This window comes from Lutimaribacter pacificus (genome assembly GCF_900142185.1).
Lineage (GTDB): Bacteria > Pseudomonadota > Alphaproteobacteria > Rhodobacterales > Rhodobacteraceae > Lutimaribacter > Lutimaribacter pacificus.
Window position 1 is genome coordinate 1,227,718 of the sequence record NZ_FQZZ01000001.1, and the last position, 10,453, is coordinate 1,238,170.

Here is a 10,453-nt window from a genome sequence, read left to right on the forward strand (position 1 = left end):
CGGCCAAGCCCTGCCGATTCGGCGCCCGCCGCGCGAGTCGCGGGGAACCGCCCCGCCACTGCCGCCCGGCGCATCAATGCGCCACCCCCGCGGCCACGCTTTCGTCGATGAACTTGCCCTCGCGGAAGCGGAACATCGAAAAATCCTCGCACAGGCTGGAGTGCCCGCGCGCCATCAGCTCGGCGAATCCCCAGCCCGAACCGGGGATCGACTTGAACCCGCCGGTGCCCCAGCCGCAGTTGATGAAGCAGTTTTCCAGCGGCGTCTTCGACAGGATGGGCGAGCGGTCGCCGGTCATGTCCACGATCCCGCCCCATTGCCGCAGCATCTTGAGCCGGGAAATCATCGGGAAGGTTTCGATCAGCGCCCTGACAGTTTCCTCGATATGGTGGAAGCTGCCGCGCTGGGTATAGTTGTTGAAGCCGTCCGCGCCGCCGCCGATCACCATCTCGCCCTTGTCCGACTGGCTCATGTAGCCATGCACCGTGTTGGCCATCACCACCACGTCCATGCAGGGCTTGACCGGTTCGCTGACCAATGCCTGCAACGCCACGGATTCGATGGGCAGCCGGAACCCGGCCATCTCGGCCAGCACGCCGGAATGGCCCGCCACCACGATGCCCAGCTTGTTGCAGCCGATCGCGCCGCGGCTGGTCTCGACGCCGGTGACCTTGCCGCCCTCCTGCCTTACGCCCGTGACCTCGCATTTCTGGATCACGTCCATGCCCATGTCGGAACAGGCCCGCGCATAGCCCCAGGCCACCGCGTCGTGCCGCGCGGTGCCGCCGCGCGGCTGCCACAGCGCGCCCAGCACCGGATAGCGCGGCCCGTCGATATTGATGATCGGCACCAGCTTCTTCACCTCGTCGGGCTGGATGAACCGTGTTTCCACCCCCTGCAGCGCATTGGCATGGGCGGTGCGCAGGTAGCCGCGCACCTCGTGCTCGGTCTGGGCCAGCATCATCACGCCGCGCGGGCTGAACATGACGTTGTAGTTCAGGTCCTGGCTCAGATCTTCGTACAGGCTGCGCGCCTTCTCGTAGATCGCCGCCGACGGGTCCTGCAGGTAGTTCGAGCGGATGATCGTCGTGTTCCGCCCCGTGTTGCCGCCGCCCAGCCAGCCTTTTTCAAGGATCGCCACGTTGGTGATGCCGAAATTGCGCCCCAGGTAATAGGCGGTGGCCAGCCCGTGCCCGCCCGCGCCGACAATGATCACATCGTATGTCTTCCTGGGCTCGGGGCTTTTCCACGCCCGTTCCCATCCGGTGTGAAAGCGCGCGGCCTCGCGCGCGACGGCAAAGGCGGAATATCGTTTCATGCGGTGCCCCATTTTCGCGGCAGGCGAATCCCCGGCGGATTTCCTGAGTGCTTACTGAACCCTAACCGCATTTCGCCCGCGTTTCGAAACGTCACAATACGGCGTGGTTGCGACATGGGCGCCACCTGCGTCAGAATACCCCTTTTTCGCCCGCGCCCGCGCCTATACATGAAAGGCCAGTCTGACGGAGGCACAATGCTGTTCTGGATACTCATCGGTGTGTTGGCCCTGGCGGTTGCCGGGAGTCTGGCGGTTGTCCTGGTGCGCGGGCGGCGCGAGGCGGAACATCCCGCCGCCTATGACCTGCGGGTCTATCGCGACCAGCTCAAAGAGGTCGACCGCGACCTTGCCCGCGGCGTCATCGGGCCCGAGGATGCCGACCGTATCCGCGCCGAGATATCGCGCCGCATCCTTGCCGCAGACGCGCAGTTGCAGCAGGCCGAAACCGCGGGCGACCAGCCCGCCGGGGTGTCGCGCGCGGTGGCGGTGGGCGCCGGCGCCGCGCTGGTGGCGGGTGCCGTGGGGCTTTACTGGCAGCTCGGGGCACCCGGATACGGCGACCTTGGGCTGAGTTCGCGGATCGAAACCGCCCGCGAGCTGCGTGAAAACCGCCCCACGCAGGAACAGGTCGAGGCGCAGGTCACCCTGCCCGCGCCGCCGCAGCCCCCGTCCGAGGAATACACCGAACTGGTCAAGCGCCTGCGCGAGGCCGTGGCCGAACGCCCCGCCGACCTGCAGGGCCAGACCCTGCTGGCCCGGAACGAGGCCGTGCTGGGCAACTTCAAAGCCGCCTACGAGGCGCAGGGCGCGGTGCTGTCGATCAAGGGCACCGAGGCCAGCGCGCAGGACTATGCCGATTACGCCGACATGATGGTGCTGGCCGCCGGCGGCTATGTCTCGCCCGAGGCCGAGACCGCCCTGCGCGCCGCGCTTGCGCGCGATCCGCGCAACGGCACGGCGCGGTATTACATGGGGCTGATGGCGGCGCAGACCGGCCGGCCCGACCAGGCGTTCCGCACATGGGACGGGCTGATGCGCGAGGGGCCGGCCGATGCGCCCTGGATCGCCCCGATCCGCGGCCAGATCGAGGATATGGCCGCCCGCGCCGGGGTGAACTACACCCTGCCCGAGCTTGACTCGCTGCCCGGCCCCACCGCCGGGGATATCGAGAACGCTGCCGACATGACCCCCGAGGAACGGCAGGAGATGGTGCGCGGCATGGTCGACCGGCTGATGAACCGGCTGGCCACCCAGGGCGGCACCGCCGAGGACTGGGCGCGGCTGATCGCGGCGCTGGGGCAGCTGGGCGACACCGCCCGCGCCTCTGCCATCTGGGCCGAGGCGCAGCAGGTGTTCGAAGCCCGCCCGCAGATGCTGGCCACCGTGCGCGCGGCCGCCGAACAGGCCGGTCTGACCGGCACCGCCCCCGCCCTGCCCGGCCCGTCGGCCGAGGACGTGGAAAATGCCGCCAGCCTGACATCCGACGACCGGCAGGAGATGATCCGCACCATGGTCAGCGGCCTGGCCGAGCGGTTGAACGCCGATGGCGGCAGCGCGCAGGAATGGGCCCGGCTGATCAGCTCCTACGGCGTGCTGGGCGATACCGAGGGCGCGCAAGGCGCCTATGACAGCGCCCGCGCGGCCTTTGACGGCGATGCCGACGCGCTGGCCCTGCTCCGCGATGCCGCCCGCGCCGCGGGCCTGTCGGAATGATCTGCGACGGGATCGAGGATTTCGCCGCCGCCCTGCCGCCGATGCAGGCAGTCGCGGGGCTCGACCTGGGCGAGCGCACGATCGGCGTGGCGGTGTCCGACACCTTCCTGTCGGTCGCCACGCCGCTGGAAACCATAAGGCGCAGGAAATTCGGGCAGGATGCCGAAAAACTGCTGGCGATCCTGTCGGCCCGCAACATCGGCGGGCTGGTCCTTGGCCTGCCGCGCAACATGGACGGCACCGAGGGCCCGCGCTGCCAGTCGACCCGCGCCTTTGCCCGCAACCTCGCCCGCCTGACCGACCTGCCCATCGGTTTCTGGGACGAGCGCCTGTCCACCGTGGCCGCCGAAAAAGCCCTGCTCGAGGCGGATACGACCCGAAAACGTCGCGCCGAGGTCATCGACCACGTGGCCGCCTCTTATATCCTTCAGGGGGCGTTGGACCGGCTGAGACATCTGAGGGCAGACCCGTGAATGACGATATCTGGAAACGCGACGAGGTGGAATCGCCCTGCGTGAAGGTCTGTGTCGTGCATCCCGGGGAACGGATCTGCATCGGCTGTTACCGCACCGTCGACGAGATCGCCCGCTGGTCGCGCATGACATCCGCGGAGCGCCGCGCCGTGATCGACGCCCTGCCCGCCCGCGCCCCCCGACTGGCCAAACGCCGCGGCGGCCGCGCCGCGCGGTTCAAGGGCTGAGCCAGGGGTCTTCCACCGCCGGTCAAACGTCGCACCCAGCCCGGAACAGCCGCAAAGCGGCCCGGGCATCGCACGGCCGCCCCCCGGCCGGGCGAGCCCTCTGTTGAACGCCCTATTCAAGCGGCCACAGGCCGACCCTCAGTATCCCAGCGCCTTGCGCAGCATGTTGAGCGCCACGAGCGTCAGGAACACCGCGAACACCCGCCGCAGCCGCGCCGCGTCCATCCGGTGCGCCAGATTCACGCCGACCGGCGTGGTGATCAGCGTCATGGCGATGACGATGGCAAAGGCCGGCCCGTTCACCGCGCCCAGCGTAAAGGGCGGCGCATCGGCCACGTCGAGAAACAGGAACCCGATCACCGAAGGCACCGCGATGATCACGCCGAACCCGGCGGCGGTGGCAACGGCGCGGTGGATCGGTGTGTTGAAAAGGCTCATCAGCGGCACGCCGAAACTGCCCCCGCCGATCCCCATCAGAGCCGACAGGAAACCCACCAGCGGCGACACGATCAGGCGGGCAATGCCCTTGGGCATCTCCTGCCCCAGTCGCCAGTGCGACCGCCCCAGCCCGAGATAGGCCCCGATCACCAGCCCCAGCACGCCGAAGATCCCCTGCAGCACGACCGAACGCAGCGCGGCCGCCACCAGCACCCCGATCAGCGCACCGATGGCGATCCCGGGGCCCCAGCCGCGCAGGATACCCCAATCGACCGCGCCACGCTTGTTATGCGTCAGCACCGAGCGCACCGAGGTCACCACGATGGTCGCCAGCGAGGTCGCCAGGCAGACCTGCATCAGCTGCGGCCCGTCATAGCCGAGCGTCTTGAAGGTGTAAAAGAACGCGGGCACCAGCACGATACCCCCGCCGACCCCCAGCAACCCGGCCAGCACCCCGGCGAAACCACCGATCACGACAAGCAGCAGAAACATCTCAAGCAGCAGCATGGTATCCGGCATCGGCACGTCCCCCTGATCACGCGCGCAAGCGGTACACCGCACCGCCGCCGAAGGCCAGAGCGGCGACGCGGTATTTTCGTTGCGGGCGGTGGCTATGCGAGGTGTTCGGAGTATTCGCAACAGAAGGGCAACGCAGGGCCGCGGTCGGGCGATCCGACACTTGTTGCGGTCACTTTATCCCGCAGCCACATCCTACCTCAGACCGTGGCACTGGCGGCAGCCAATCGCCCGGCCAGGGGGCGGCCGTGCGATGCCCGGGCCGCTGCGCGGCTGTTCCGGGCAGGGTGCATAGCTTTTTCAGTCGGGAATCGCGCGGTTTCCTCCCCAAACTGCGCGGTTTCCGCATATTCCAGGGCCGCGTAAATATACCCGGTCAGGCGGCGCGGGCGATCCCCACGGCCTCCAGCGCGGCCTCCAGCACCTCGGGTCCGGCCCCGTCGGCGGTGCCGCGTTCCGACAGCACCCGCCGCCATTGCCGCGCGCCGGGGCGACCGTGGAACAGCCCCAGCATGTGTCGCGTGACCTGGTGCAAACGGCCGCCCGCGCGCAGATGTGCCTCGATATAGGGCAGCATCGCATGGACGATATCGGCGGGATCTTTGGTGGCAGGCGGATCGCCGTAGACCAGCGCATCCGCACGGGCAAGGATATCCCAGGGCCGGTGATAGGCGGCCCGCCCGACCATCACGCCGTCCAGCCCGGCCTCAAGCAATTTCACAGCGTCTTCAATGCTTTCGACGCCACCGTTGATCGAGATATGCAGGTTCGGGAACAGCATCTTCATGCGCTGCACAAGGTCGTAATCCAAGGGCGGAATGTCCCGGTTCTCTTTCGGCGACAAGCCCTGAAGCCACGCCTTGCGGGCATGGATCGTCACCCTCTCGCACCCTGCGGCGACGACCTGTGACAGAAATTCGGGCAACACGTCCTCGGGGGTCTGATCGTCGACGCCGATGCGGCATTTCACCGTCACGTCGATATCCGCCGCGTCCCGCATCGCGCGCACGCAATCGGCCACCAGCGCGGGCGATTTCATCAGCACCGCCCCGAACGTGCCCGACTGCACCCGGTCGCTGGGACAGCCGCAATTAAGGTTGATCTCGTCATACCCGCGCTCCGCCCCAAACCGTGCCGCCTGTGCCAGTTCGCGCGGGTCCGAGCCGCCGAGTTGCAGCGCGACGGGATGTTCTTCTTCTTTGAAATCAAGCAGATGCAGGGCACCGCCCCGCACCAGCGCAGGGGCCGTCACCATCTCGGTATAAAGCAGCGCCCGCCCGCTGATCAGCCGGTGAAAATAGCGGCAATGCCGGTCGGTCCAGTCCATCATGGGTGCAACGGACAGGCGGGAGGCCGTTGAAATCTCTAGTTTTTCATTCTTTTCTGTCACTTACAGGCACCTACAGTTCGTCTCGTTTCCGCTCATTATGGACCAAATTTGTCGATTTTGACACTGGATTTGGTCCCGTGGACCAAATACAATTCCGTGGACCAAATGGGGAGACCGTCATGGGCTCGATCACCACACGCAAGCGCAAGGATGGAAGTCACAGTTACAGGGCACGTGTACGAGTGATGCGCGAGGGAACCGTCTATCACGAGACGAAGACTTTTGACAGACGCCCAGCTGCGACCACCTGGATAAAGAAGCGCGAGAAGGAGCTAGCAAAGCCTGGTGCGTTGGAAGGGCTGAACGTATCTGACCCTCCGCTATCCAAAGCGATCGAGCGCTACACCGAAGAAACGGTGAAGGACATCGGTCGCACAAAGGCCCAGGTCCTCAGGACCATCGCCACCTACCCGATCGCCAATCTGCCCTGTTCCACCATCAAGTCGAAGGATATCATCGAGTTCCTTCAGTCTCTGCCCGGACAACCGCAAACCGTCGGGAACTACGCCAGCCATCTCGCCTCCATATTCGCCATAGCACGGCCGATGTGGGACTTTCGGCTGGATGATCGGGAGATGAGAGACGCGATCACCGTCGCGCGCCGTATGGGGATCATCTCCCGTTCCGCGCAGCGGAACCGCAGGCCCACCCTCGATGAACTCGACCGGCTGCTGGCTCATTTCATTGATCGGCGCCAGAGAACGCCTCAGGCCATGCCCATGCACAAGGTGATCGTGTTCGCTCTCTTCTCGACGCGCCGACAGGCAGAGATCACCCGACTCACCTGGGATGATTTCCAGAAGGAGCACAAGCGCATCCTGATCCGTGACATGAAGCATCCCGGCGAAAAGCTCGGAAACGATACCTGGGTCGATTTGCCCGAGGAGGCCATTCGGATCATCAACAGTATGCGCAAGAGCAAGGCTGAGATCTTCCCCTACTCGCCAGACGCGATTACGGCCAACTTCACTCGCGCTTGCAAACTGCTCGGGATCGAGGATCTGCACTTCCACGACCTGCGCCATGAAGGCATCTCACGCCTGTTCGAGATGGGTTGGAACATTCCCCATGTCGCTGCTGTCAGTGGACACAGGTCTTGGGTTAGCCTCAAACGCTATACGCACATCCGCGAAACCGGCGATAAATATGCAAGCTGGCCCGGCCTGCAACTTGCGATCGACAGAGACTGAGTTCCCAACCTCGCTGAAGGCTCGCCAGCCTGACCCTTTGAAAAGGTGATTGTATATTTGACAAACCCAAACTGACAACCTATATTCCTATCAAGACGATAGGAGCAAGCAATGTCCGTTCTCAGCAAACCCTACATGCACGACGAAGCCGCAGCATTCGCGCACGTTGAAAGCATCCTCTGGGCCGATGGTCCGGTTTGCCCGCATTGCGGAGTTGTGGACCGCGCCTACCGCCTTGAAGGTGTCCGCACAAAGCCGAGCAAGAAGAACCCGGATGGCAAAGAACGTTTTGGCCTATGGAAGTGCCGTGAGTGCCGCAAGCAGTTCACCGTTCGCAAGGGCACTATCTTCGAGGAAAGCCACATTGAAATGCACAAGTGGCTGCAAGCCATTCACCTGATGGTATCCAGCAAGAAGGGCATCAGCGCCCACCAGCTTCACCGCGTTCTGGAAATCACGCACAAGAGCGCCTGGTTTATGGCGCACCGCATCCGCGAAGCCATGCGTAGCGATGGCGCTGTTGATTTCGGCTCCGGTGGCGGCGCGGTAGAGGTTGACGAAACGTTCATCGGCAATGACCGCACGGTTAAGCCGCATGGCTCCAAGAAGGGCCGTGGCTACGCTCACAAGCACAAGCTGCTGACGCTGGTGGATCGCAACACTGGCCGCGCCAAGAGCATGGTCGTGGACGATCTGAAAACCGCAACGCTACTGCCGATCCTGCAAGAGAATATCGCCAAGGAAGCCGTGGTCTACACCGATGAAGCGGGCCAGTATAAGTTTCTGAGCCGCGATTTTGCGGGCCATGATTTTGTGCGCCACGGTCAGGGTGAATACGGTCGCGGCTCTGTTCACACCAACACGATTGAGGGTTATTTCAGCATCTTCAAGCGCGGCATGAAAGGTGTTTATCAGCACTGCGCGAAGAAGCACTTGCACCGCTACGCGGCTGAGTTTGAGTTCCGTTACAACAATCGCGCGGCGCACGAAATTGACGACATGAATCGCTCCGTCATCCTTCTCCGCAGCACTTCTGGCAAACGCCTCACCTATGCCGGGCCTGACGCAGCACAGCCAGAAGCAATCTAGAAGCACAAACTGCGGCAAGCGAAAAGCGCGGCGAAACCAGCGATGGAAGCCGAGAAAACGCAGAGCGCGCAACTGAGTGGTTGCGCACTTAGCGAATCCGTGTATTGTTGGTGAAATGAGAAGGACCACACCATGTGGTGTGGTCCTCTCTGGGGTCGGATTGCAGTCCATTACCCCTGCTATATATGGAGTTCATCATGCCGGAACACGTCGAGTCCGTCAACAGGATAGCTGCGTTTTTTCGCGAGCAAGCCGAAACCGCCAATCCCCAATGGAAGGACAAGTTCGCCAATTTCGCGACCGCGCTTGAGGCCGCGAAAGACGAATTGGTTCGCTTGTACGGCCTAACCTCGGCACTGCCGCCCGACCTTGGCAACGTACACGATTTGCCCCCCGAATTGCTGGAAGAACTGTCCATCGCCAAGTCTGATGAACTTGAGGACCAGCTTGTCACGGTGATCAACGCTTACGGCGGCGAAGCCACTCTGGACCAAATCTTGGTCGGTCTTTACCGGAAATTCAAAGTCAGTCAGAAACGCCGTTTTATCCAGAACAAGCTGTATCGCATGTCGATGGTTTGGAGTGTGGATGGCAAGAAGGGCGTCTACACCACAAGTGAGCCGGATGAATTTGATGACCTGCTCAAGGATGACATTGAGTCAAAGGGATTCCGCATCGACACTGGCAACGTAGAAGATGAGGTGCCGTTCTAAAGGTAACGCCCGGCACAGGGCCGGGCGAAGATTTGCGGGTGACTTGGTGTGGTAGCGTTCTTCCCAGTCTGCCTACCGGGGGTTCGATTCCCCTCATCCGCTCCTACCCCCCTTCCATAAGGGGATCAGACGTATCTCCCCCTCCACAAGGGAGCAGGAGAGCGAAGCGGCAACGGGTCCAAACCTTGTTCGCTTCGCTCTCCTTACGTACGTTTGAAGGACGAGAAAGTCAATGAGAGGGCGCTATGAGCACCGAACAGAAAGACCAACTAGAACGCTTCAAAGAAGCCGCCCGCCAGCTAGGGACGGACGACGACGAAGAGCGGTTTGAGAAGAAGCTGAAGAAGCTGGTGAAGCAGAAGCCAAGCGAGAAGAAGGATGCCGATGAATAAGGCTATTTCAGGCGGGTTCGCAGTGCTGGGGTTAATGTCTTGGTATGACCCCGGATTTAACGGATTCTGGCTGGACCCGTCGGATGTGAGCGACGGTGATGGCAGAATTGTTGCAGCGGTATTTCTTGTCGGCGCGGCTATCGTCTTCTTTCAACGCGACTAGGGTTTGTCAAATATACAATCGCCTTTGAAAAAGGCTCAAATAGGCCAAACACCAGCCAAGCTGCTTTCAAATTATCAGTTGCATCGTTGGCTGCGGGGGCTCGCAACTCACGATTTCTGCGGTTAGTCGAGAGGGTGGTCCCGCGGGTTGCGGCGTAGAATTGGCAGGTGCGGCGTGAAAGAGTGCGGGCTAGGCGATCTCAGCTTTCTCCACTGCAGAGGAGCCCGCCGATACGCCCTGTGCACATGATCCGCACACACAAACGGCCCAAACGTCTCTGACGCCTTGGGTCTCGACCCGATACTCCAGTGGTCAAGTGCTGATGACAGAAGCGAGAGTTTCCGGGAATGCCCTGGGATGCGCCTTGGAACACAGGACAACAGGCTGCGAAAATTGTGAACTCTCTCCGACGAGCCTTCCCCCTCAAAATCGCACGCTCAGAAGACGAATTTCCCTTCGCATCGCTTGTCTTCGTGCGAGGCGCGCCTTCGCGGCTCTGTATTTCGCATGACAAGACTGTAATCGGAGCAACGCCTGGTCGCGCGACTCGCGCTGACGTCGAACATACGACCCTGGCGCGCCGAGCGTGCCGGGATGCGGCGCGGTACCGATCGGGAAGTAGCCATGCGCCTCGTCCAATGCGGTCCTCAGGCTTCGTTCCGCTTCGAGGTACCGAAAATACGCGACCGCCAATAGGCGGAAGTGAGCGCCGATGTCTTGGTGCATCCTGTTGTCCGTATGCCTCCGGTGGAGGCCGTCTGACGGGGTTTCAGCGTCGGTGCTAAGTCCGACCTTATGGCCGACCATAAGTTCAGACCCGAGATTGAAGTC

11 protein-coding genes and 1 pseudogene are annotated in these 10,453 nt (G+C 62.9%); 8 read left to right on the forward strand and 4 right to left on the reverse strand.

What is annotated here, in order from left to right:
* Positions 1–73: 73 nt before the first annotated feature.
* Entirely contained in the window at positions 74–1,318 is a 1,245-nt protein-coding gene (locus F3H87_RS06005) for a sarcosine oxidase subunit beta family protein (RefSeq protein ID WP_149785961.1), read from the reverse strand.
* A gap of 195 nt (positions 1,319–1,513) precedes the next feature.
* On the opposite strand from F3H87_RS06005, the pseudogene ccmI reads away from it, so the two are divergent.
* The 3 genes and pseudogenes from ccmI to F3H87_RS06020 form a co-directional block, all read left to right on the forward strand.
* Positions 1,514–2,731 (forward strand): annotated as a pseudogene (gene ccmI / locus F3H87_RS06010) (c-type cytochrome biogenesis protein CcmI); the annotation flags it as partial.
* 296 nt (positions 2,732–3,027) lie between these two features.
* A complete protein-coding gene (ruvX, locus tag F3H87_RS06015) occupies positions 3,028–3,504 on the forward strand; it encodes a Holliday junction resolvase RuvX (RefSeq protein ID WP_149785959.1) in 477 nt (158 codons plus the stop codon).
* Entirely contained in the window at positions 3,501–3,731 is a 231-nt protein-coding gene (locus F3H87_RS06020) for a DUF1289 domain-containing protein (RefSeq protein ID WP_149785958.1), read from the forward strand. Before ruvX ends, F3H87_RS06020 begins: the two co-directional genes overlap by 4 nt.
* A gap of 138 nt (positions 3,732–3,869) precedes the next feature.
* Here F3H87_RS06020 and F3H87_RS06025 read toward each other — a convergent pair whose 3' ends face one another.
* Positions 3,870–4,688, reverse strand: coding sequence for a sulfite exporter TauE/SafE family protein (locus F3H87_RS06025; protein WP_149785957.1), 819 nt, complete (start codon positions 4,686–4,688; stop codon positions 3,870–3,872).
* 373 nt (positions 4,689–5,061) lie between these two features.
* Positions 5,062–6,075, reverse strand: coding sequence for a tRNA dihydrouridine(20/20a) synthase DusA (dusA, locus tag F3H87_RS06030; RefSeq protein ID WP_149785956.1), 1,014 nt, complete (start codon positions 6,073–6,075; stop codon positions 5,062–5,064).
* A 119-nt stretch (positions 6,076–6,194) separates the two neighbouring features.
* On the opposite strand from dusA, the gene F3H87_RS06035 reads away from it, so the two are divergent.
* The 5 genes from F3H87_RS06035 (at position 6,195) to F3H87_RS21780 (ending at position 9,622) form a co-directional block, all read left to right on the forward strand.
* Positions 6,195–7,265 carry a site-specific integrase gene (locus F3H87_RS06035; protein ID WP_188129115.1) on the forward strand — a complete coding sequence of 357 codons (1,071 nt, stop codon included), beginning with the start codon at positions 6,195–6,197 and terminating at the stop codon, positions 7,263–7,265.
* A gap of 111 nt (positions 7,266–7,376) precedes the next feature.
* Positions 7,377–8,354: an IS1595 family transposase gene (locus tag F3H87_RS06040; protein WP_149785955.1), complete on the forward strand. Its 978-nt coding sequence runs from the start codon at positions 7,377–7,379 to the stop codon at positions 8,352–8,354.
* Positions 8,355–8,551: 197 nt separating this feature from the next.
* A complete protein-coding gene (locus F3H87_RS06045; protein ID WP_149785954.1) occupies positions 8,552–9,067 on the forward strand; it encodes a hypothetical protein in 516 nt (171 codons plus the stop codon).
* Positions 9,068–9,312: 245 nt separating this feature from the next.
* The gene (locus F3H87_RS21775; RefSeq protein WP_188129114.1) at positions 9,313–9,459 is read left to right on the forward strand and encodes a hypothetical protein; all 147 of its coding nucleotides are present in this window, start codon (positions 9,313–9,315) and stop codon (positions 9,457–9,459) included.
* Positions 9,452–9,622, forward strand: a complete 171-nt coding sequence (locus F3H87_RS21780) for a hypothetical protein (protein WP_188129113.1) — start codon at positions 9,452–9,454, stop codon at positions 9,620–9,622. Before F3H87_RS21775 ends, F3H87_RS21780 begins: the two co-directional genes overlap by 8 nt.
* Positions 9,623–10,045: 423 nt before the next feature.
* Here F3H87_RS21780 and F3H87_RS21945 read toward each other — a convergent pair.
* The coding region (locus tag F3H87_RS21945; protein ID WP_223227971.1) for a hypothetical protein at positions 10,046–10,453 on the reverse strand (408 nt) is incomplete at its 5' end.

Coding starts and splice junctions, on each gene's coding strand:
- ruvX (WP_149785959.1), top strand. CDS start 3,028: ATGATCTGCGACGGGATCGAGGATTTCGCCGCCGCCCTGCCGCCGATG.
- F3H87_RS21780 (WP_188129113.1), top strand. CDS start 9,452: ATGAATAAGGCTATTTCAGGCGGGTTCGCAGTGCTGGGGTTAATGTCT.
- F3H87_RS06040 (WP_149785955.1), top strand. CDS start 7,377: ATGTCCGTTCTCAGCAAACCCTACATGCACGACGAAGCCGCAGCATTC.
- F3H87_RS06005 (WP_149785961.1), bottom strand. CDS start 1,318: ATGAAACGATATTCCGCCTTTGCCGTCGCGCGCGAGGCCGCGCGCTTT.
- F3H87_RS06045 (WP_149785954.1), top strand. CDS start 8,552: ATGCCGGAACACGTCGAGTCCGTCAACAGGATAGCTGCGTTTTTTCGC.
- F3H87_RS06035 (WP_188129115.1), top strand. CDS start 6,195: ATGGGCTCGATCACCACACGCAAGCGCAAGGATGGAAGTCACAGTTAC.
- F3H87_RS21775 (WP_188129114.1), top strand. CDS start 9,313: ATGAGCACCGAACAGAAAGACCAACTAGAACGCTTCAAAGAAGCCGCC.
- F3H87_RS06025 (WP_149785957.1), bottom strand. CDS start 4,688: ATGCCGGATACCATGCTGCTGCTTGAGATGTTTCTGCTGCTTGTCGTG.